Below are 21,898 nucleotides of genomic sequence, written 5' to 3'. Positions count from 1 at the left end.
GATATGACGATAACGAGAGTAAACAGGTGGGTCGCTGCGCTGCTGTTGGGTTCCACAACACTGAGCTGCGCCCTGGCACAGGAAAATATGCCGGTCAGTATCCCCGGAGAAACCGCAGTGCAATCTTTGCCGCAGCAGCCTGCTGCGCCGCTGCGTAACAGTCAGCTGAGTTTTGTTAAGCTGGCACCGCCGCCGGGCAGCATGACGCTGAGCGGAACGCGTACCAGCGGGCAGATCGAGTTTGGGGTGCGTAGCGATGAGGTGGTGACGCGTGCGCTGCTTAATCTCACCTACCGGCCCTCGCCTGCGCTGCTACCTGTGCTGTCGCAGCTGAAGGTTTATCTCAACGATGAGCTGATCGGTCTGATCACCATCACGCCGGACCAGCCGGGTAAAGAGATTAAAACGCAGCTGGCGATCGATCCTCGCTATATTGCCGACTTTAACCGCGTGCGCTTTGAGCTGGTCGGCCACTACGCCAATATCTGCGAAAATCCGGCCAACAGCACAATCTGGCTCGATATCGGCAAAGAGAGCGGCATCGATCTGACGCTGCAAAAACTGCCGCTGAAAAATGACCTTTCCCATTTTCCTGAACCCTTTTTTGATACACGCGATACGCGACCGTTGACCCTGCCGATGGTGTTTGCCGCCCAGCCGGATATAAAGCAACAGCGGGCTGCAGCGATTCTTGCCTCCTGGTTCGGCAGCAAAGCCGCCTGGCGCGGACAGCGCTTTCCGGTGCTCTACAATCAGCTGCCGCAACAGCAGCATGCCGTGGTGTTTGCCACCAACGATGCGCGCCCGGATTTCCTGAAAGATTTGCCGCCGGTCGTGAAGCCGACCGTGGAGATAATAAGTCAGCCTGACAGTCCCTATGAAAAAATGCTGCTGATCCTGGGACGCAACGACGACGATTTACTGACAGCGGTACAGGGCATTGCGCAGGGTGAGTTGTTGCTGCGCGGTGATATCTCAACCATCGACAGCGTTAAGCTGCTCTCCCCACGCCAGGCGTATGATGCACCCAACTGGGTAAGAACCGATCGTCGCACTACTTTTGCTGAGCTGACGCAGTATGAGAATCAGTTGCAGTCTGATGGTGTACAGCCTAATCCCATCAGCCTGACGCTGAATCTGCCGCCCGATCTTTTTCTGGTTCGCGCGCGCGGCATTGACATGGATCTGAGCTATCGCTATACCGCGCCTTTCCAGTCGGATGGCTCACGGCTGGCGGTGAACCTGAATAATCAGTTCATCCAGGATTATCCGCTACCGCCTAAAAACACGGCCGGTCAGCAGTTGCTGCATATTCCCCTGATTCAGGGAATGCTGGACAAAAACCATGAACTGCTGATTCCGGCTTTACGTCTGGGTGTGGTGAACCAGCTGCGCTTCGATTTTGACTATGCCAACACCTTTATTGGTGGCAACGCTGACGGGCGTTGTGAAACCGTGACGCCGGTCGGCCATCATGTGGTGGTGGACGACAGTTCCAGCATCGATTTTTCTGGCTATCGCCACTACATCGAAATGCCGTCACTGCGTGCCTGGGCAAATGCGGGCTTCCCGTTCAGCCGTTATGCCGATCTGGCGCAAACTCTGGTGCTGATGCCGCCAAAACCAGACGTCCAGCAGGTCAGCACATTGTTGAATGCGATGGGCAATAGTGGCGCACAGACCGGCTATCCGGCACTGCGCGTTCAGTTGACCGATGACTGGGCCACGGCGAAGACGCAGGATGTGGATCTGCTGATGATCGGTGTCATCCCCAACGATCTTCAGGATGAACAGCGGATCCCGGCGCTGGTCGACGCCACCGCCAGCTGGCTGAAAGAACCTGTGCGACGGATCACGCCGCCGATGAATCCGCAAAGTGGTCGCGATCAGACGGCAGAAAGCACCGTTGCCATCAGCTCCCGCGGCCCGCTGGCAACGGTGATCGGCTTCCAGTCACCGTTTTACGATCAGCGCAGCGTGGTTGCACTGCTCGCGGATGGCACGCCGCGTGGCTGGCAACTGCTCAACGAGGCAATGAGTGACAGCAATAAGCGTGGCGCAATGTCTGGCTCCACCGCGATTATCCGCGAGTCAGGAGTTAACAGTCTGCGGGTTGGCGAGAGCTACTACGTCGGTCATCTGCCGTGGTGGGAGCGTCTCTGGTCGCTACTCTCGACCCATCCCTTCTGGCTGGCACTCTGCGCACTCTTTGTGGTGGTGCTGTTCGCGCTGATGACCTGGCGTCTGATGCGAATTATTACCCGTCGTCGTTTACTGGATGAAGATGAATAACGCTCAGGTGCTGCGGGCGGGCATGCTGCTCGGTGCGCTAAGTGCGCTGCCGGGGCTGGCCGCACCGACTGACGGACCAGAAGTCTCGCCGGTCGAGTGGCTGCTGGCGCAGGTCCGCACCGGCGAGTCGACCAATAAATACGATCTGGTACAGCAATCGCTCTATCGGCTTGAGAAGATCGATCCCGATAATCCGCAGGTGCTGGCAGCGCGTCTGCGGCTGGCGCTGCACCAGGGCGATATTCCCGGCGCGCAGTTGCTGCTGGATCAACTGAAAAAGGTCGCACCAGACTCGGCAGAGACGCGTGAATCAGCCGTCGGCCTGGCGCTGACGTCATCCGATGGACGGCAGCAGTTGCAGCAGGCGCGCCTGCTGGCCACGTCTGGCCGCCTGACGGAGGCGAAAAGTGCCTACGATGCGCTGTTCAACGGCGTCTTTCCCGATCCGAACACCGCTCTGGAGTACTGGCGGCTGCTGGCGCGTCTTCCCGGTCAGGAGGATAGGGCTTATCAGCAGCTTCAGGCTCTGGAACAACGCTATCCGGGCAATATCGGGGTTGAGCTACAGATTGCCCGTATGGCGTTTACGCAACAGCAGCCAGAAAAGGCCATCGCTCAACTGAAAAAGCTGGCAAACAGCAATGGCGGGCGTGCCGCCGCCGCCGATCTCTGGCTGCAGCAGATCAGGGATCAGCCAGTCAGCGATAGCAGCGTGGCACAGCTAAAGGCTTATCTGGCCGTTTTCACCGAGGGTGATGCCTATCAGCAGGGCACGGAGGCGCTATCGAAGCAGCAGACGATGCTGGCCGATCCCGCTTACCGCGAACGGACGCGTGCCCTGGCGCTGGTTGACGCAGGCAATGTTAACAACGCAATGGTCACCCTTGATCGGGCGCTGAAAGCCAATCCCGATGATCCCGAATTAATGGGTGCAATGGGGCAGACCCAGGCCCGCGCGGGTCACCGCGAAGCGGCGATTATCTGGCTGGAACGCGCCATCAAAGCGGGTCAGCAGAGCACACTGATCGGCAAATGGCAGTCGCTGCTGCAGAGCAATCGCTACTGGCTGGCGATAGAGCAGGGTGATAAAGCGCTGGCGAAGCAGGACATTGAGGGTGCAGAACAGCACTATCGCGCAGCGCAAAAGTATGACAGTAGCGACAGCTATGCCCTGATTGGCCTGGGCGATGTGGCGATGGCGCGCAAAGATACGACCGCGGCTGAACAGTTCTGGCAGAATGCGCGACGGCTTGATGGCACGAACATCACCGCAGTGCGTCGGCTGGCCGGGCTTTATCAGGCGGCGTCACCCGCCCGCGAGCTGGAATTTATTAATACCTTACCCGTCGCACAACAGCGCGCGCTGGCCGACACCATCCGGACGCTGCGCAGCGATAGCCTGCGCGCTGAGGCGGATGCACTGGCGCAGCAGGCTCGCTGGTCGCAGGCCGCAGATAAATATCGCCAGGCACGGGATCTGGCACCAGATGACGTCTGGCTCAGTTACCGGCTGGCTGGCGCGTTGCGTAATAGTGGTGACGTGCCGCAGGCGAATGCAGTGATGCGCGCGGTCCTTCAGCAGCATCCGCAGGACGCGACTGCACTTTACGCGACCGCACTCTGGTTCTCGGGCAACGATAACGACAGCGAGGCTATGGCCACGCTGCACCGTCTGCCTGACGCGCAGTGGAGCAGCGATATGCACCAGCTGGCTGATCGTCTGAATCAGAATCAGATCTTTGCGCAGGCCGAGGTACTGCGTGCCGCAGGTCAGGAGCAGGCGGCGGTGACGTTGCTTGATCAGCAGCCGGTTTCCAGCCGACGCGACCTGACGCTGGCCGACTGGGCACTGGCACGTGGTGATGCGCAGCAGGCGCTGACGAGCTATCAGCAGGTGCTGTCGCGTGAGCCGGGCAACGGCGATGCGGCACTGGGACGGATTGATGCGCTGGTAGCCCTGCAGCGCAACAGCGAAGCACGACTGGCTCTGGCGCAACAACCGCCGGTGCAGGCGACTGTGAATGCAGATCGCCGTGCTGCGCTGGCGTGGCAGGCGGTGGGTGAAACCACGCGGGCTGCGGTGCTGTTTACCGATCTGAAACAGCGCGCCGCCTCGCTGCCGCCTTCACAGGACAAGGCACTGGTGTTTCGTGATGCGGCACGGCTTGAGCGTGTGCAGCAGCAGCCTGAACAGGCGCTGGCCGATTATCGTCAGGCGATGACGGCCAGCGGTATGGATAGCAGTGGCAATATCAGCCGCGCCACCCGCAGCGATCCGCAGGATGACTGGCTGAAACGCAGCCTGCGCAGCGACACGGCCGATCTCTACCGTCAGCAGCAAACCACACTGACGGTGCAGCAGGACTATTCACGCAACAGCGGCACGGGCGGCATCTCTGATTTTACGGCGCACACCACCATGCTGCAGGCGGAACATCCGTTTGCCAGTGGGCGCGGCTTTTTCCGGCTCGACCAGGTTGACGTCTCCGCAGGAACCTTTACCACCCGTAATGGCAGCTTCGACGAACAGTTTGGCAGCTGTGACGATGCGAATTCCGGCGGCTGTAATTCTCAGACTCACCAGCGAGACAAAGGCACGGCGCTGGCCGCTGGCTGGCATAATGCGATCTGGTCTGCCGACCTCGGCACTACGCCGCTGGGTTTCGAAGTCACTAACTGGACAGGCGGCCTGAGCTGGAAAACCGACGTGAAACAGCTGGGTGTGACGCTGACCGCCTCACGCAGGCCGATTGCCAGTTCGCTGCTTTCCTATGCCGGGACGCGCGATCCGGCAGCCAGCGGGGGTAAAAGCTGGGGCGGCGTGGTGGCTACGGGCGGCAGCATCGGGCTGAGTTACGATCAGGGCGGGGCGCATGGCGTCTGGGGCGACATCAGTGCGCATCAGATAACCGGTAAAAATGTTGCCGATAACAGCCGCGAACGCCTGATGGGCGGCTATTACTACAAGCTGATCAACAGCGATAACCGCCGTGCGACCGTCGGGCTGAACAGCATGCTCTGGCACTATCAGAAGGATCTCAGCGATTACACCTTCGGCCAGGGCGGCTACTACAGTCCGCAGCAATATCTCTCCTTTGCTGTGCCGGTCACCTGGCGGCAGCGTACAGAGAACTGGTCATTTGATTTGGGCGGTTCAGTTTCGTGGTCACATTCGAAAACAGATGCGCAGCAGCGTTATCCGGTCAATCCTGGCTTCGCACTTGCCAGCAATCCCTCTTCTGCCAGCAGCGCCGGCGGGGGTATCGGCTACACGCTACAGGCGGTGGTTGAGCGGCGGCTGACATCGGGCTGGTTTGTTGGGGCAGGTGTTGATATTCAGCAGGCGAAAGATTATACCCCGAGCCACGGTCTGCTCTATGTGCGCTATGCAGCCGGAGGCTGGGAAGGGGATCTGGACATGCCGCCACAGCCGCTGGTGCCTTACGCAGATTTTAAATAATCCCGACCGGGAAAAAGCCGGACTTTTCAGACGGTAAAAAAGTCAGTTTATGAGATATACTGGCGGGCATTGTACTGTCTGCTATCTGGGCTTTTTTCATCGTCAGGAGAGAATTTTTGCGCGTAAGCCGGTCACTTACGATAAAGCAGATGGCGACAGTTTCGCTGGTTGCGGTTATCACCATCAGCATCTTTATCGTCATCCAACTGTTTCATTTTGTGCAGCAGCGCAGGATTGACTACGCCCAGCAGATGGAGAATATCGCGCATACCGTCCGCCAGCCGTTGTCGGAAGCCGTGCTGCGCGCCGATATTTCTCAGGCCGAACGCATTCTTCACTCGCTGAAACCGGCCGGTATTTTATCGCGCGCCGATGTGGTGCTACCGAATGCGTTCCAGGCACTGCATGCCGACTTCGAGGTGGAAAAACCGGTGCCGCGTCTGGTCGCCCGCCTGTTTGAGCTGCCGGTGCAGATTACTCTGCCGCTCTATTCCGTCGAAAACACCGGGATGCCGAAGCCACTGGCCTATCTGGTGTTGCAGGCTAACTCGACGCGCGTCTACCAGTTTATCCTCAGCACGCTCTCGACCATGATTATCACCTATCTGCTGCTGGCGCTGATTCTGTCTGTGGCGATTAGCTGGTGTATTAACCGGCTGGTGGTACATCCGCTGCGCAATCTCTCCCGTGAGCTACAGGAGCTGCCGCCGCAGTCGATTCTGACGCACAAACTTTCGCTGCCGCAGAGCCACCGCGATGACGAAATCGGCATGCTGGTGCGCAGCTACAACCGCAATCAGCAGGTGCTGGAGTCGATACATGACGAGATGAGCCGGCTGACCACCCATTTTCCTGTCACCGATCTGCCCAACCGTACCCTGTTTCTGGCGCTGGTCGAACAGTTCATGTGTCATCCTGAACAGCCACTGGGCCTGATGGTGATTCGTATTGAAACTCTGCAGGAAGCTAACGGCGTACTGAGCGATGAGCAGCGCGATACGCTGATGCTGACGCTGGTGGAGAAGATTCGTCATACCCTGGATGACCATACTCTTCTGGCGCAGACCGGGACCAGCGACTTTGTCCTGTTAATGAAGCGTGCCAGTAATCCGTTTCGCGCGCTGCGTCTGGCGCGCAATATGATGATTCGCCTGAATCAGCCGGTTAATCTGCATCAGCTGCAACTGCGCCCTAACCTCAGCATCGGTCTGGCATTGCGCGACGATCGGCCGCTGAGTGCGAATGAGCTGCTTGACCGCGCGACCTCGGCGATGATGTCGGCCCGTCATCAGGGCAAAAATCAGATCCTGTTCTTTGACGCCGCGCTGACCGAGCGTGCGCAGAAACGTCTGACACAGGAACATGACATTCTGCAGGGGCTGCACGATGAGCAGTTCGCGCTTTATCTGCAACCGCAGGTCGATATGCGCACCGGCACGTTAACCGGCGCGGAAGCGCTGTTGCGTATGCGCCAGCCAGATGGCAGTTATGGTCTGACCGAAGAGTTCATTGCCGGCGCCGAAGAGATTGGCGTGATCAGCGCGATTGGCCGATGGGTATTTGAAGAGGCGTGCCGCATTCTGGCAGGCTGGCAGCGACAGGGCATTATGCTGCCGCTGAGTGTAAATATGTCCGCTGTACAACTCCGTGATACTGGCGTGGTCTCCCATCTGCAATCCCTGCTGACGCGCCATCGCATCGCACCCGATACGCTGGTGCTGGAAGTGACAGAGACGGCTCAGCTTGAAAATGCGGAACAGGCGATGTCGATATTGCGACTGTTGCAGCAGACCGGTGTCGCTGTGGCGCTGGATGACTTTGGCATGGGTTACTCCAACCTGAACTATCTGCATCAGCTGAAAGCATTGCCGGTGAACAAGCTAAAGATGGATCGCAGCTTTGTGGCGGCGCTGCCGCATGACGACACCATGGTCCGCATCGTGGCGGCCATCGCCGAGATTATCCATCTGGAAGTGATTGCCGAAGGCGTTGAAACTGCGGAGCAGCGCGACTGGCTGGTGGCGCGTGGTATCGCTATCGGACAGGGTTATCTCTATGCTGAAGCCCTGCCTCTGGCCCGATTCAATCAGATGTGGATTGAAAACTCCTCACTGCCGCAATAATTGCCTGATTCATTGATTTTGCGAGAATTTTAGTTACAAAACCCCGTGCTGAAGCGTTTCAGTTCAGAAATACGATCCCAGGGTTTCCTGGGCGTTTGTCACCCTGTATTAATCACGTAAACAGAGTGTTATTTTCGGGTTACTGTCAGGCGCTGCCTGTGTTGCCTGACCGTCACAATAACGAATCCGACAACATCACCTCACGGCGTTAGTGGACACCTGTTTATGAAAACCTCACTTTTTAAAAGCCTTTATTTCCAGGTGCTGATGGCGATTGGCATCGGCGTTTTGTTAGGCCATTTTTACCCGGAGTTAGGGACCCAGATGAAGCCTCTGGGAGATGCCTTTGTTAAGTTAATCAAGATGATTATCGCCCCGGTAATTTTCTGTACCGTGGTCACCGGCATCGCTGGCATGGAAAGCATGAAAGCGGTAGGACGGACCGGCGCGGTTGCGCTGCTCTATTTTGAAATTGTCAGTACCATCGCGCTGATTATCGGCCTGATCGTAGTGAACGTGGTGCAGCCAGGTGCCGGGATGAACGTTGATCCTGCCACGCTGGATGCCAAAGCTGTGGCGATGTACGCCCAGCAGGCAGAGCAACAGGGTGTCGTCGCTTTCCTGCTGGATATTATTCCTAACAGCGTGATTGGCGCCTTTGCCAGCGGCAACATTCTGCAGGTACTGCTGTTTGCCATTCTGTTTGGTTTTGCCCTGCATCGTCTGGGCAAAACCGGCACGCTGATTTTCAACGTGATTGAAAGCTTCTCACAAGTAGTTTTCGGCATTATCAATATGATCATGCGTCTGGCACCGATCGGGGCATTTGGCGCAATGGCTTTCACTATTGGTAAGTATGGCGTGGGTTCACTGGTGCAGCTCGGCCAGTTGATCATCTGCTTCTATATCACCTGTATTCTGTTTGTGGTGGTTGTGCTGGGGCTGATTGCGCGTCTGTTCGCCGGGTTCAGCATCTTTAAGTTCATCGCCTATATCAAAGAAGAGCTGCTGATTGTGCTGGGGACGTCCTCATCTGAGTCTGCGCTGCCACGCATGCTGGATAAGATGGAGAAGCTGGGCTGCAAAAAGTCGGTAGTCGGGCTGGTGATTCCCACCGGTTACTCCTTTAACCTCGACGGCACCTCGATTTACCTGACCATGGCGGCGGTATTTATCGCTCAGGCGACCAATGCACACATGGATATCTTCCATCAGATTACGCTGCTGGTGGTGCTGCTGCTCTCTTCCAAAGGGGCGGCGGGCGTAACCGGAAGCGGATTCATCGTGCTGGCGGCGACGCTCTCTGCGGTGGGACATCTGCCGGTGGCGGGTCTGGCGCTGATTCTCGGTATTGACCGCTTTATGTCCGAAGCCCGTGCGCTGACCAACCTGATCGGTAACGGTGTGGCGACCGTGGTGGTGGCGAAGTGGGTCGACCAGTTGGATCACAAACAGCTGACTGATACGCTGGCAGGCCGGAATAAGGAGAATAAAGCGTCTGAATCTTCAATTTAATCATTGAATTTCACTTAAATTCCCACAAATGCCCGCTGTCGCTTGCCCTGACAGCGGGCATTTGCATAATAAACCCCACTTGTTTTTTTGACGTTTTTCACTTCGTTACGCGACATCCTGCGCTTCCTGTGGTCAAACACTTTGTTGTTGGATAACAGCGCGATTCGGCGCCAGCCGATTCGTTAATAACAGCGGCAATATGCGCCAGTGATAACGATATTTGAATTATTTGAGTAGGGGTTCACATGCAGGGCACCAGAATTCGACTTTTGGTTGGTGGATTAGTGCTGGCAGGCAGCTTTGGTCTCCAGGCAGAAACGCTGCAACCCGATCCGGCCTGGCAGGAAGGCAAGCTGGATAATGGATTTAACTGGCAGTTACTGGCCACACCGCAACGTCCAAGCGACCGCATTGAACTGCGGCTGGTGGTGAACACCGGTTCGCTGGTGGAGAGTTCGCAGCAGACCGGCTTCAGCCATCTGCTGCCGCGCCTGGCGATGGTGCACAACACCGCGCTCGATAACAATCAACAGCGTGCTTTATGGCAACAGGCGATGGATCCTCAGCACCCGCTGCCGCCGGTCATCACCTCCTATGATTCCACCCAATATAATCTGAGTCTGCCGAATAACCGCCCCGAGTTGCTGAAAGAGGCGCTGAACTGGCTGGCGGCCACGGCGGGCAATATGGCTATCACTGAACAGGTGGTCAATACCGCGCTGACAGCCTCCGATCCGGTCGCGACCTGGCCGAAAGATTCTCAGGATGTCTGGTGGCGCTACCGCCTGAAAGGTTCTGCGCTGCTGGCGCACGATCCCGCAGCACAACCGCGCGCACCCGTCGATTTAACTCAGCTCAACGATTTTTATCATCAGTGGTACACCCCGGATGCGATGACGCTCTACGTGGTAGGGAATGTCGACAGCCGCAACCTCTCTGAGCAGATCAACAAAACCTTCTCGGCATTAACCGGCAAGCGTGAAACGCCTGCGCCACTGCCGACTCTGTCGCCGCTGCCGCACGAGCCGGTGAATCTGGTCAGCAGCAACATGACGCAGGATCGTCTCTCACTGGTGTGGGATACGCCGTGGCAGCCGATTCGTGACTCCCAGAATCTGCAACGTTACTGGCAGGGCGACCTGGCCCGTGAAGCCCTGTTCTGGCATGTTCAGCGTGCGCTCAGCGACAGCAAGGCACAGGGCATACAGGTCGGATTTGATTGCCGTGTGCTCTATCAGCGTGCGCAGTGCTCGATCAACATGGACGGGCGCAACGACAATCTGGCGCAGAATATGAACCTGGTGGCGCGCGAGCTGGCGAACGTGCGTGATAAAGGCATTCCGCAGGAGGAATTTGATGCGCTGATGGCGCAGAAGCTGCTGGAGCTGAATAAGCTGTTTACCACCTATGCCCGCACTGATACCGACGTGCTGATGAGCCAGCGCCTGCGATCTCAGCAGAACGCCGTGGTCGATATTGCGCCTGAGCAGTATCAGAAGCTGCGTCAGACTTTCCTGGCCGGCCTGACCCGTGAACAGTTGAACCAGGAGCTGCGCCAGCAACTGACGCAGGAACTGATGATGGTTCTGATCCAGCCGGAAGGCGAAGCGGAAACCAACGTGAAGAGCCTGCAAAACAGCTGGGATAAAGTGATGTCACCGCCAGCGGCACCGGCGACCAGCACTGAAGCCAGTCCGCCGGATAGTAACGTCAAAGACGTTCCGCCAGCTGCGTAATATCAGGTTTTTGCCCTGAGCCACTCGGTCACTAACATCGGCCAGCTGGCGAGGGGCAAATCTGCTACGCCACGGATACCAAATCCGTGCCCCCCTTTCTGATAGAAATGTACCTCTGCCGGAACCTTATGCTCACGCAGCGCACCAAAAAACGCCATGCTGTGATTCACTGAGACATCATCATCGTCAGCGGCGTGGATCAGCAGTGTCGGTGGCACCAGCGGATGAACCCGGGTTTCCATTGAATAGGCTTCAATGGTTTTCTGATCCGGCCACGCACCCAGCAGGCGGGTTCTGGCACCTTCATGGGCAATGCCATCACGCATGCTGATCAGCGGATAGACCAGTATCATCGCATCCGGACGCGGCGAGAAGTTCTCTGCGCCATCCTGCACCGGATAAAGTTTCTCTGCGAAACGGGTCCCCAGACTGGCCGCCACGTGGCCACCCGCCGAAAAGCCCATCATCACAATGTATTTACCGTTCAGACCACGCTGTGCACGATCACGCAGAACGCGAACTGCGCGCTGTGCATCAGCCAGCGGCGCATCGGGACCTTCGTGATGCCCGTCATAGGGCAGTCGATAAGTCATGACCGCCAGCGTATAACCCATCGACGTAAAGAAGGTCGCCAGGGCGCTGCCTTCACGATCGATCATCACGCGCTGATAGCCACCGCCTGGTGCAACCAGCAGGGTGATCCCGTTTGATTCAATCGGATGCCAGATCGCCATCTCCGGGCAACGTACGCCGGTTGCTGCGCGATCGTAAGGCTCATACTCTTTTGCCATATCGACGATCTGCGGCTCTGCGCGCGAATCGCTGGCGCCTGGCGCATCACCGTGTGGCCAGATATTAATAATCTCTGTGTGCATAAATAGATCCTGATGCGGGGAATATTTTAATTGTTTTGTTCGCGGCCGGAGAGAACAGCGTCCTGCTGTCTTTTGATTAAAAGATGGTCTTTTTTCAGGCGGTCGTCCATCCGAAAAAGGCAAATCTGACCATATTCGGACTATGCCTGGTGATGGATCTGTTTGTATAAATGATTAATTTTAATCATTAAATTATAAGCGAGGTTAAAGAGGATTGCCGCATGAAGTCCGTTATTAATTACTATTTTGCAGCTTAAGGTAAATGGCTGGCACGGTCCGCTTTACTCGTCGCAATTTACCGGATATCACGCTGTCTGCTGTTAAGGCGACATAATGATTTTAGCGCCAGGGTTACAGCCGCCTTGCTTGAGAGACTTAAGGGCCAGTCTCATCATCAGCCATTCCTGAGTTGCCCGTCTTGTCCGGACAGCGAACCAGCCACAGGTTGCCAGCAAAAAAAATGCGCCTAGGGGCGCATTTTTATGGCATCGGCATTATCAGTGCCTGTATTGCCGCTCTGCCTGTCAGTCAGGCATCGCCTCTGCCGGAATAATCGCGCCGCGATGCTGAATCACGGTGCTGGCCGTCAGGTGTCCGCGCTGTGCAGCAGACTCAGCTGAGGCGCCAGTCAGACGGCGCGCCAGATACCCGGCACTGAATGAATCACCGGCAGCGGTGGTATCGATCACTTTCTCTTTCGCCAGACGCACCGCAGGTACATCAATCAGCGGCGTGTCGCCGGTGGCCACCAGACAGGAGTCGGCACCACGCTTAATCACGATTTCGCTGGCACCGGCCTGACGGGTACGGGCGATAACCTCTTCCAGCGGCTCTTCGCCCCACAGCAGATGCTCATCATCCAGGGTCAGGAAGGCGATATCGGTACAGTTCAGCATCGCGCGATAAGCAGCCTGCGCAGTGGCCCGATCGGCCCATAAACGCGGGCGGTAATTGTTATCAAAAATCACCTTGCCGCCATTTGACCGGCAACGGGCCAGTAGCGCCATCAGCTTCTCACGGCTGGCAGGCGGCAGAATCGCCAGACTGATCCCGCTAAGATAGAGATAATCGTAGTGCGACAGCTGTTCGGCTATGTCCGCAGATTGCGGGCTATCCAGCCAGTAACGCGCGGCAGCATCACTGCGCCAGTACCAGAAAGTACGCTCGCCATCGTCATCCGTTTCAATCACATACAGGCCCGGCATCTTATTATCGAGGCGCTGAATCAGATCCGTATTCACCTTCTCCTGCTGCCAGGCCGCGATCATCTGATCGCTGAACGAATCCGTCCCCAGCGCAGTGACATAATCGACCCGCAATTGCTGCTCATCAACCTGGCGGGCGAGATAAACGGCGGTGTTGAGTGTATCGCCGCCAAAGCCACGTTTAATGTTCTCACCTTTTTCGGACAGCTCAATCATGCATTCGCCAATGATGGCGATTTTCTTCTGCGTCATGGTTTCAGACCTGTAGTGAAATATCGCCCTAGTCTCGCGTCTGGTATGGCAGACGTCAAATGTTTTTAAAACGCTGTTTTAATTTAACTTAAGGTCGGAAACGGCCCCATTCTGGCTGATAAGAGCGGCTAACATCGGCCTGTTTAGCCGATTATGTTAGCGGAACGGCTGATAAACTCGCCGCTTCATATCGCCAGGCCGTTCATCTCTTTATCACAGACACTTTTGATAATCGCTGCAGCCACCCGTTTGGGGGCCTGTTACCAACCAGGAAAATAGCATAGTGATGGAGAGCTTTAGCCAATGGCTGCCGTCTTCAACCGACCTTAATCTTCCGCCGGAAACCTCGCTCTTCTGGCAGCAATGTCATCGACGCTATCGGTTTCAGCCGATCTATCGGGTAACCGGTCGGTTACTCGCCATTGAACTGCTGACCGCCGTTTATCATCCCATGGCGCCAGAGCGGAATCTCTCGCCTGAAGCCTGGTTTGCCGGACTCGACATTGCTCAGCGCCTGAACGTCGTGTATGAGCAGCTTGAACTGCTCGCAGAATGGACTGCGTTTTTTGAACGCAATGATGTCGTCGCCTCGGTCAACATTGACGGTCCCTCACTGCTCGCCATTCAGCATCGACCTGCTATTCGCCAGCTTATTGCCCGGCTGCCCTGGATACGCTTTGAACTCACCGAGCATCAGGCGCTGCCGCTGGAAGAGAAGGTGGCAAAAATACCTGAACTGGGACCGCTGTGGCTGGATGACTTCGGTTCGGGTATGGCGAATTTTTCGGCGCTGACTGAACTGAAATATGATTACATCAAGCTGTCGCGCGACCTGTTTATCATGCTGGGCACGACCCATGAAGGGCGCGACCTTTTTTCCATGCTGCTGGCGCTGATCAATCGATATTGCCATGGCGTCATTGTTGAAGGCGTGGAGACGGAAGCGCAGTGGCAGCAGGTCAAAGCATCGCCCGCTGTTGCTGCGCAGGGCTACTACTTTTCGCGTCCGATCCCCTTTTCCGAATTGAATCATCTCACTCTCCAGCTTCCCTGATGCCGTTGCGCGCGGTCTCGACTATCTTTAACGCAGACCGTGAATGTGCAAGGAGAAAGCGTAATGTCGCGTACTGGAAAAATAGTCAGTTGGATAGCAGGAATTCTGGTGTTGTTGATCGTGGTGATTATCGTCATCATCGCGACCTTTGACTGGAATCGCCTGAAGCCCACCATCAATCAGAAAGTCTCAACCGAGTTAAACCGTCCCTTTGCGATACGCGGGGATCTGGGCATCGACTGGGCACGAAATCGCGACGAGGCTGGCTGGCGGCGCTGGGTGCCGTGGCCGCAGATCCATGCGGAAGATATTATGCTGGGTAATCCGCCTGACATTTCTGACGTCACCATGGTGCATCTGCAGCGTGTCGACGCCACCCTGTCGCCGCTGTCGCTGCTGCACAAAGAACTCTTCATCCCGTGGATTAAGTTGCAGCGTCCTGATGCCCGACTGATCCAGACCGCCGATAAAAAGAATAACTGGACCTTTACGCTTGCCGATAGCGGCAAAGATGAGAAGAGTGCCGCGCCGTCTGCCTGGTCCTTCCGTCTGGATAATATTCTGTTTGATCAGGGACAAATCCGTTATCGCGACGCCATTAACCATGCCGATGTCACGGTGCAGGTCAATCCGCTGGGCAAACCGGTGCCCTATACGCAGATTGCCGGAGGCAATGACCAGCAGAAGGGCGCAGGCGACTTCGTCTTTGGCTGGCAGGCGAAAGGCACTTATAACAATGAGTCACTCAGCGGCGACGGTAAGATTGGCGGCATGCTCTCACTACGCAGTCAGAACACCCCGTTTCCGATTCAGGCCGATGTGCGCAACGGCACCACGCGCGTTCAGGTGACCGGCGGTCTGCAGGACCCGATGAATCTCGGCGGGCTTAACGTGCGACTGCGCTTCTCGGGGGATACGCTGGCGAATCTCTATGGCCTGACCGGCGTCCTGTTGCCTGACACACCGCCCTATGAAACCGACGGCCATCTGATTGCTAAATTCAGTGGCGAAAAGGGCGCTGTCTACCGCTATGAGAAATTCAATGGGCACATCGGCGACAGCGATATTCATGGTTCGCTGATCTACAGTCAGGTCAAACCTCGCCCGACACTCAGTGGCGAGCTAGCCTCTGAGCAGCTGCGTATGGCCGATCTGGGGCCGCTGATTGGCGTGAACTCCGGCAAAGGCAGTGATAAAACCGCGCAGGCCAAAGCCCGTCGCGGTGAGAAATCGAATCAGCCCGCCGACCGCGTGCTGCCGCACGATAAGTTCGAGACCAAAAACTGGGACGTGATGGACGCCGACGTGAAGTTCAGCGGCAAACGGATTGAACACAGTAATTCACTGCCGTTAAGCGATCTCTATACCCACTTACAGCTGAAAAACGGCGATCTGCTGCTGGACCCGCTGCGCTTTGGTGTGGCGGGCGGCAATCTCAACAGCACTATCCGGCTGGAGGGCGATCACTCGCCGATGCGTGGTCGGGTTGATCTTCATGTCCGTAAGCTGCAGCTGCGTCAGCTCTTCCCGAAGGTGGAGGCGATGAAGAACAGCCGCGGCCAGCTTAACGGCGATGCCAGCTTTACCGGCACCGGTAACTCCGTGGCCGATCTGCTGGCGACCAGTAACGGGCAACTTAAGCTGCTGATGAATGATGGTCTGATCAGCCGCAGCCTGATGGAGATTGCCGGACTCAACGTCGGTAACTACGTGGTGGGCAAACTGTTTGGCGATGACCAGGTGCGCATCAACTGCGCCGCCACCGATCTCAAGCTGCAGAATGGTGTGGCAACGCCTAACCTGTTTGTGTTTGATACCGAGAACGCGATTATCAATGTGTCCGGCAACGCAAACTTCGCCAGTGAGCGGCTGGATCTGTCGGTGAATCCGGAGAGTAAAGGCATCCGCATTGTGACGCTGCGTTCGCCGCTCTATGTGCGTGGCACCTTTAAAAATCCTGATGCGGGCGTGAAAGCGGGACCGCTGCTGGCGCGTGGTGCCGCTGCCGTGGCGCTGGGCGCGGTTGTGGGTCCGGCAGCGGCGCTGCTGGCACTGATCTCGCCAAGCGATAATGAAGACAACCAGTGCAGCAACGTCCTGCAGCAGATGAAGCAGAAGAAGTAACTAGTTGCGGTAGAGCACCTTGATAATGTGATAACCAAAGCCGGTCTTTACCGGCCCGTAGGGCGTCAGCAGCGGGCAGGTAAAGACCGCTTTATCAAAGGCCGGCACCATCTGTCCCTGACGGAACTCGCCCAGATCGCCCCCTTTACGGCCGGAAGGACAGGTTGAGTGCTTCTTTGCCAGCTCCTGAAAATTGCCGCCTTTCGTCAGTTTCGCCAGAATCTCTTTTGCCAGCGCTTCCTCTTTGACCAGGATGTGTAAAGCCGCCGCGGTTTTCGCCATGTTGGTATCTCGGTTGTGTATAATTGCCGCCCAGTATAAACCCCTTTCTTTTGATTCAATCAGGCGATTTCTTTTATGCGTTTAAACCCCAGCCAACAACGTGCCGTCGAATTTGTTACCGGTCCCTGTCTGGTGCTGGCGGGCGCGGGATCGGGCAAAACCCGCGTGATTACCAATAAAATTGCCCACCTGATTCGTGAATGCGGCTATCAGGCGCGCCATATTGCTGCAGTGACCTTTACCAATAAGGCTTCGCGAGAAATGAAAGAGCGTGTGGCGCAGACGCTGGGCCGCAAAGAGGCACGCGGCCTGCTGATCTCGACTTTCCATACGCTGGGACTGGAGATCATCAAACGCGAAACGGCGGCGCTGGGCATGAAGTCTAACTTCTCCCTGTTCGACGATCAGGATCAGCTCGCTCTGCTGAAAGAGCTGACAAAAGAGTGGCTGGAAGAGGATAAGACGCTGCTACAGCAGCTCATCTCCACCATCTCAAACTGGAAAAATGATCTGATCGATCCGCAGGGTGCCGCCGCGCTGGCACGCTCGCAGCAGGATGCTATTTTTGCCCACTGCTATGCCCTCTACAGCCAGCATCTTAAGTCATGCAATGTGCTTGATTTCGACGACCTCATCCTGCTGCCGACGCTGCTGCTGCAGCGTAATCAGGAGGTGCGCGAACGCTGGCAGCAGCGTATCCGCTATCTGCTGGTGGATGAATATCAGGACACCAACACCAGCCAGTATGAGCTGGTCAAACTGCTGGTTGGCGCACGTGCGCGCTTTACAGTGGTCGGCGACGATGATCAGTCCATCTACTCCTGGCGCGGCGCGCGGCCGCAGAATCTGGTGTTGCTGAACCAGGATTTCCCGGCGCTGGAGGTGGTGAAGCTGGAGCAGAACTACCGCTCTTCGCAGCGCATACTGAAAGCGGCGAATATCCTGATTGCGAATAACCCGCACGTCTTTGAAAAACGCCTGTTTTCCGAGCTGGGGCAGGGCAGCGAACTGAAAGTGCTGACCGCTAACAGCGAAGAGCACGAAGCGGAGCGGGTGACCGGCGAACTGATCGCGCATCACTTTATCAACAAAACACAGTACAAAGATTACGCGATTCTCTATCGCGGCAACCATCAGTCACGAACCTTTGAAAAGTTTCTGATGCAGAACCGTATCCCTTATCGCATCTCTGGTGGCACCTCGTTCTTCTCCCGGCCGGAGATCAAGGATCTGCTCGCCTATCTGCGCGTGCTGACCAATCCTGAAGATGACAGCGCGTTTCTGCGTATCATCAATACACCACGCCGCGAAATTGGCCCGGCTACGTTGCAGAAGCTAGGTGAGTGGGCCAATCTGCGCAGCAAAAGCCTGTTCAACGCCAGTTTCGATGTCGGCCTGGGGCAGACGCTGAGCGGCCGTGGTCTGGAGCATCTGCAGCGCTTCACCCATTGGCTGAATGAGATTATCCAGCTCACCGAACGGGAGCCGGTGAACGCGGTACGCGATTTGATTCGCGGCATCGATTACGAAAGCTGGCTGTTCGAAACCTCCGGCAGTCCAAAAGCTGCCGAAATGCGGATGAAGAACGTCAACACGCTGTTTCAGTGGATGACCGAAATGCTGGAAGGCAGTGATATTGATGAGCCGATGACGCTGGCGCAGGTGGTGACGCGCTTTACCCTGCGCGACATGATGGAGCGCGGTGAAAGCGATGAAGAGCTGGATCAGGTGCAACTGATGACGCTGCACGCTTCCAAAGGGCTGGAGTTCCCCTATGTGTTCCTGGTGGGCATGGAAGAGGGACTCCTGCCGCATCAGAGCAGCATCGATGAGAACAATATCGAAGAGGAGCGTCGCCTGGCTTACGTGGGGATCACAAGGGCGCAGAAAGAGCTGACCTTTACCCTGTGTCGCGAACGCCGGCAATATGGCGAGTTAGTCCGGCCAGAACCGAGTCGTTTTCTGCTGGAACTGCCGCAGGACGACCTGCAATGGGAAACCGAACGCAAAGTGGTCAGTGCGGAAGAGCGCATGAAAACCGGGCAGAGTCGGGTGGCGGGGCTGAGAGCGATGCTGGATAAGGCGAAAAAGAGTTAAATGTGGCGTGAGGCGAAGGAGATTCGCCTCAGGCGGGTATGGTTACGAGATTACGACAGCGTTAATAACCAGTGGACGTAAGATTGATAGTGGCTTTCCTGCTCCAGCAGTTCACTGCGCAGTGGATGCGCCTCCAGCCAGCCTGCGGGCAGGGTCAGATGCAGGGCATCGTCGTCTGCCTGTAGCCGCACAGCAGGCAGAGTGTCATCGCGACGGCGGGTGGAGAAAATAATCGCCAGTCGCAGCAGACGGCACATCCGTTCCGCCAGACGCGGCGGCAGGGCGTTTTGCTGAGTCAGCAATGCCAGGTCGATGCTGCCGCTCTGGTTTTGCAGCAAGCAGGCCAGCAGCTTCTTCTGCGCCGGTGTGAAACCGGGAAGGTCGAGGTGACGTACCAGATACGCCGCGTGCTGTGGCGCATGACGGAAGTCAACGCTCAGGCCGATTTCGTGGATCGCGCAGGCGCTGAGCAGCAGCTCACGACAGCGCTGATCCAGCTTCCACGGTGTAGAAACCTGACGGAAGAAACTTTCTGCCAGCTGACGCACGCGGTCTGCCTGCTCAACATCGATGCTGAAACGGCGCTGGACGTTGTGCAGCGTGCGGGTCCGGATATCGCGGTCGATGGGCAGATGCAGCATGCCGTAGACCAGTCCTTCCCGCAGTGCGCCGCCCGCCAGCGTCATGCTATCAATGCTGAGCTCCTGGAAGATGGCAATCAGGATCGACAGGCCGCTGGGGAACACCAGTGCCCGTTCCAGCGTCAGCCCTTCGATTTCCAGCTCTTCCAGTTTGCCGCACTGGATGGCGCGTTGCTTCAGCTGCTGCAGTTTATTCAGCGTGATGCGCTCATCCATGCCCTGCGCCACCATGATCTCCTGCAGCGCCTGAACCGTGCCTGATGCACCGACACAGGCCTGCCAGCCCTGCTCACGCAGTTGCGCTGCAATGGGCTGGATCATCTCACGCGCCGCCTGTTCGGCCTGCTCAAAATTCTCTTTTCCCAGGTGTCGATCGCTGAAGAAGCGCTCCAGCCATGTCACACAGCCCATCGACAGGCTGAACAACACCGACGCATGCGAACCATCGCCGGTGGCCAGCTCGGTACTGCCGCCGCCGATATCAACCACTAAACGCTGGTCGGAACCGCCGGTGGTATGGGCCACGCCCTGATAAATCAGGCGCGCCTCTTCTTCACCGCTGATGACGTTGATAGTACAGCCGAGAATCTGTTGAGCCGTGTCGAGGAAGGTCTGCGCATTGGCAGCCAGACGCAGCGTAGCGGTCGCCACTACGCGAATCTGATCGGGGGGGATATCCTGCAGTTGTTCAGAGAAGAGTCTGAGGCAATGCCAGCCACGCGACATCGCATCGGCTGACAACAGGTTATTTTTATCCAGACCGGCAGCAAGGCGAACCTTGCGCTTAATTTTTGCGACGGTCTGAATACTGCCAGAGACCTCGCGCACCACCAACATATGAAAGCTGTTAGATCCTAAATCAATCGCTGCATAAAGTGACGATGCGCTTAGCATGGTGCCCTAACCTGAACGTTTACGGTTGTTATTGCGTGGAGCACCGCGACGATTGGCGTTATTTCCCCCGCGACGCGGGCCACTGCCGGTACGGCTGCGTTGCAGGCGCTTAGGTGGCGGTAAATCGGTTAACAACGCTTCGCTGCTGTACTTGCTGACCGGAATGCTGTGGCCAATATACTCTTCAATCGAAGGCAGGTTCAGCGCGTACTCTTCACAGGCCAGGCTGATTGAGTGTCCGCTGGCACCCGCACGACCAGTACGACCAATACGGTGAACATAATCTTCACAGTCATCTGGCAGATCGTAGTTAAAGACGTGGGTCACAGCCGGGATATGCAGACCGCGAGCCGCAACATCCGTCGCGACCAGAATATCCACATCACCCTTGGTGAAGTCATCCAGAATGCGCAGGCGCTTCTTCTGAGCAACGTCGCCAGTCAGCAGGCCGACACGGTGTCCATCTGCAGCCAGGTGGCCCCAGACATCTTCACAGCGGTGCTTAGTGTTGGCGAAGATAATGGCGCGATCGGGCCACTCCTCTTCCAGCAGGGTCTGGAGCAGGCGCATTTTCTCTTCGTTAGACGGGTAGAAAAGCTCTTCCTGAATGCGATGGCCGGTTTTTTGCTCCGGTTCCACTTCCACATATTCAGCACTGTTCATGTGCTCAAACGCCAGTTCACGCACGCGGTAGGAGAGAGTCGCTGAGAACAGCATGCTCAGACGCTGAGTGGCCGGCGGCATGCGACGGAACAGCCAGCGGATATCTTTAATAAAGCCGAGATCGAACATGCGATCGGCTTCGTCCAGCACCATGACCTGAATGGCACCGAGGTTTACGTGATTCTGCTTCGCGTAGTCAATCAGGCGACCGGTGGTAGCCACCAGAATATCAACGCCCTGCTCCAGCACTTTCAGCTGTTTGTCATAACCGTCTCCGCCATAGGCGAGACCCAGTTTCAGGCCGGTTGAGGCGGTAAGGGGTTCTGCATCTGCATGAATCTGCACAGCAAGTTCACGCGTCGGCGCAAGAATTAATGCCCTTGGCTGGTTAACCTGACGACCTTCCGCCGCAGGATGAGAGAGTAGATGATGAAACGTTGACGTCAGAAACGCCATCGTTTTGCCGGTACCGGTTTGCGCCTGGCCTGCGACATCACGCCCTGAAAGCGTAAAAGGCAGAGCTAACGCCTGAATCGGCGTGCAGTATTGAAAGCCTTTAGTATCAAGGGCTTCCACCACTTTTGGGTGCAGGGCGAAGTCGGAAAACTTCTGTTCAGTTAAGTGTGTTTTGCTCATAGTGTGGTAGAATATCAGCTTACTATCGCTTTACGAAAGCGTATCCGAT

Annotated in this window: 13 protein-coding genes; 8 read left to right on the top strand and 5 right to left on the bottom strand. The window is 56.7% G+C overall.

The genetic code is table 11. From position 1 onward, the window contains the following. Nucleotides 1-3: 3 nt before the first annotated feature. The 5 genes from bcsB (at nt 4) to ACR8BF_RS18165 (ending at nt 11,126) form a co-directional block, all read left to right on the top strand. Complete coding sequence (gene bcsB / locus ACR8BF_RS18185; protein WP_434745370.1) at nt 4-2,292, top strand: cellulose biosynthesis cyclic di-GMP-binding regulatory protein BcsB; 2,289 nt, start codon at nt 4-6, stop codon at nt 2,290-2,292. Next, nucleotides 2,285-5,752: a cellulose synthase complex outer membrane protein BcsC gene (gene bcsC, locus ACR8BF_RS18180; protein ID WP_434745369.1), complete on the top strand. Its 3,468-nt coding sequence runs from the start codon at nt 2,285-2,287 to the stop codon at nt 5,750-5,752. Before bcsB ends, bcsC begins: the two co-directional genes overlap by 8 nt. A 116-nt stretch (nt 5,753-5,868) precedes the next feature. Further along, entirely contained in the window at nt 5,869-7,875 is a 2,007-nt protein-coding gene (gene hmsP, locus ACR8BF_RS18175; protein WP_434745368.1) for a biofilm formation regulator HmsP, read from the top strand. A 225-nt stretch (nt 7,876-8,100) separates the two neighbouring features. Beyond that, on the top strand, nt 8,101-9,390 hold the full coding sequence (locus tag ACR8BF_RS18170; RefSeq protein WP_313701250.1) for a dicarboxylate/amino acid:cation symporter: 1,290 nt from the start codon (nt 8,101-8,103) through the stop codon (nt 9,388-9,390). Between the two features lie 245 nt (nt 9,391-9,635). After that, the gene (locus ACR8BF_RS18165; protein ID WP_179898995.1) at nt 9,636-11,126 is read left to right on the top strand and encodes a M16 family metallopeptidase; all 1,491 of its coding nucleotides are present in this window, start codon (nt 9,636-9,638) and stop codon (nt 11,124-11,126) included. 2 nt (nt 11,127-11,128) lie between these two features. Here the strand turns inward: ACR8BF_RS18165 and ACR8BF_RS18160 are convergent, their stop codons facing one another. Together ACR8BF_RS18160 and ACR8BF_RS18155 are read right to left on the bottom strand one after the other, a co-directional pair. Further along, the gene (locus ACR8BF_RS18160) at nt 11,129-12,001 is read right to left on the bottom strand and encodes an alpha/beta hydrolase (protein WP_179898996.1); all 873 of its coding nucleotides are present in this window, start codon (nt 11,999-12,001) and stop codon (nt 11,129-11,131) included. Nucleotides 12,002-12,525: 524 nt separating this feature from the next. Continuing rightward, on the bottom strand, nt 12,526-13,458 hold the full coding sequence (locus ACR8BF_RS18155) for a sugar kinase (RefSeq protein ID WP_179898997.1): 933 nt from the start codon (nt 13,456-13,458) through the stop codon (nt 12,526-12,528). A gap of 280 nt (nt 13,459-13,738) precedes the next feature. Between ACR8BF_RS18155 and pdeH the strand changes: the two genes are divergently transcribed. Then, the gene (pdeH, locus tag ACR8BF_RS18150) at nt 13,739-14,512 is read left to right on the top strand and encodes a cyclic-guanylate-specific phosphodiesterase (RefSeq protein WP_179899058.1); all 774 of its coding nucleotides are present in this window, start codon (nt 13,739-13,741) and stop codon (nt 14,510-14,512) included. A gap of 63 nt (nt 14,513-14,575) precedes the next feature. Continuing rightward, the gene (locus tag ACR8BF_RS18145; protein ID WP_292985110.1) at nt 14,576-16,636 is read left to right on the top strand and encodes an AsmA family protein; all 2,061 of its coding nucleotides are present in this window, start codon (nt 14,576-14,578) and stop codon (nt 16,634-16,636) included. Here ACR8BF_RS18145 and ppiC read toward each other — a convergent pair whose 3' ends face one another. Next, nucleotides 16,637-16,918, bottom strand: a complete 282-nt coding sequence (ppiC, locus tag ACR8BF_RS18140; RefSeq protein WP_179898999.1) for a peptidylprolyl isomerase PpiC — start codon at nt 16,916-16,918, stop codon at nt 16,637-16,639. It abuts the gene before it with no gap. A gap of 75 nt (nt 16,919-16,993) precedes the next feature. On the opposite strand from ppiC, the gene rep reads away from it, so the two are divergent. Continuing rightward, the gene (rep, locus tag ACR8BF_RS18135) at nt 16,994-19,015 is read left to right on the top strand and encodes a DNA helicase Rep (RefSeq protein WP_434745367.1); all 2,022 of its coding nucleotides are present in this window, start codon (nt 16,994-16,996) and stop codon (nt 19,013-19,015) included. A gap of 50 nt (nt 19,016-19,065) precedes the next feature. Here the strand turns inward: rep and gppA are convergent, their stop codons facing one another. Together gppA and rhlB are read right to left on the bottom strand one after the other, a co-directional pair. After that, entirely contained in the window at nt 19,066-20,550 is a 1,485-nt protein-coding gene (gene gppA / locus ACR8BF_RS18130; RefSeq protein WP_434745366.1) for a guanosine-5'-triphosphate,3'-diphosphate diphosphatase, read from the bottom strand. A gap of 6 nt (nt 20,551-20,556) precedes the next feature. Continuing rightward, entirely contained in the window at nt 20,557-21,849 is a 1,293-nt protein-coding gene (rhlB, locus tag ACR8BF_RS18125; RefSeq protein ID WP_090966423.1) for an ATP-dependent RNA helicase RhlB, read from the bottom strand. Between the last annotated feature and the right edge of the window lie 49 nt (nt 21,850-21,898).

The sequence above is a fragment of the Candidatus Pantoea rara genome, from assembly GCF_051136265.1.
Taxonomy (GTDB): Bacteria; Pseudomonadota; Gammaproteobacteria; order Enterobacterales; family Enterobacteriaceae; genus Pantoea; species Pantoea rara.
This window is presented reverse-complemented; position numbering and strand designations above follow the sequence as displayed.

What these genes read in the sequence shown, in the direction of transcription:
- bcsB (WP_434745370.1), top strand. Translation starts at nt 4, where the DNA reads ATGACGATAACGAGAGTAAACAGGTGGGTCGCTGCGCTGCTGTTGGGT.
- ppiC (WP_179898999.1), bottom strand. Translation starts at nt 16,918, where the DNA reads ATGGCGAAAACCGCGGCGGCTTTACACATCCTGGTCAAAGAGGAAGCG.
- ACR8BF_RS18160 (WP_179898996.1), bottom strand. Translation starts at nt 12,001, where the DNA reads ATGCACACAGAGATTATTAATATCTGGCCACACGGTGATGCGCCAGGC.
- ACR8BF_RS18165 (WP_179898995.1), top strand. Translation starts at nt 9,636, where the DNA reads ATGCAGGGCACCAGAATTCGACTTTTGGTTGGTGGATTAGTGCTGGCA.
- ACR8BF_RS18145 (WP_292985110.1), top strand. Translation starts at nt 14,576, where the DNA reads ATGTCGCGTACTGGAAAAATAGTCAGTTGGATAGCAGGAATTCTGGTG.
- ACR8BF_RS18155 (WP_179898997.1), bottom strand. Translation starts at nt 13,458, where the DNA reads ATGACGCAGAAGAAAATCGCCATCATTGGCGAATGCATGATTGAGCTG.
- ACR8BF_RS18170 (WP_313701250.1), top strand. Translation starts at nt 8,101, where the DNA reads ATGAAAACCTCACTTTTTAAAAGCCTTTATTTCCAGGTGCTGATGGCG.
- gppA (WP_434745366.1), bottom strand. Translation starts at nt 20,550, where the DNA reads ATGCTAAGCGCATCGTCACTTTATGCAGCGATTGATTTAGGATCTAAC.
- rep (WP_434745367.1), top strand. Translation starts at nt 16,994, where the DNA reads ATGCGTTTAAACCCCAGCCAACAACGTGCCGTCGAATTTGTTACCGGT.
- rhlB (WP_090966423.1), bottom strand. Translation starts at nt 21,849, where the DNA reads ATGAGCAAAACACACTTAACTGAACAGAAGTTTTCCGACTTCGCCCTG.
- bcsC (WP_434745369.1), top strand. Translation starts at nt 2,285, where the DNA reads ATGAATAACGCTCAGGTGCTGCGGGCGGGCATGCTGCTCGGTGCGCTA.